This is a genomic window from Kushneria phyllosphaerae (assembly GCF_900312995.1).
Classification (GTDB): Bacteria; Pseudomonadota; Gammaproteobacteria; order Pseudomonadales; family Halomonadaceae; genus Kushneria; species Kushneria phyllosphaerae.
Genome location: NZ_ONZI01000041.1, coordinates 1 through 399, shown reverse-complemented (window position 1 = coordinate 399; position 399 = coordinate 1). Strand labels below are relative to the sequence as shown.

Genomic DNA, 399 nt, shown 5'->3' with positions numbered 1-399 from the left:
TCCCCCACCTGAGCATCACCGAGAACCTGACCATCGCGCAGATCAAGGTGCTCGGCCGCAGCAAGGAAGAAGCCACCAAGAAGGGCCTGGCCCTGCTCGAGCGCGTCGGTCTCAAGGAGCACGCGCACAAGCACCCCGGCCAGCTCTCCGGCGGCCAGCAGCAGCGCGTGGCGATCGCCCGCGCGCTGGCGATGGACCCGGTGGTGATGCTGTTCGACGAGCCGACCTCGGCGCTCGACCCGGAAATGGTCAACGAAGTGCTCGACGTGATGGTCCAGCTGGCCCACGAAGGCATGACCATGATGTGCGTGACCCACGAGATGGGCTTCGCGCGCAAGGTCGCCAACCGGGTGATCTTCATGGACCGCGGGCAGATCGTGGAAGACTGCGAGAAGGAGG

The 399-nt window shown here is 65.9% G+C and carries 1 protein-coding gene; it reads left to right on the top strand.

Going from position 1 to position 399, the window contains the following annotated elements:
- On the top strand, window positions 1-399 hold a 399-nt coding region (locus tag KSP9073_RS17370), incomplete at both ends, for an amino acid ABC transporter ATP-binding protein (RefSeq protein WP_133241056.1).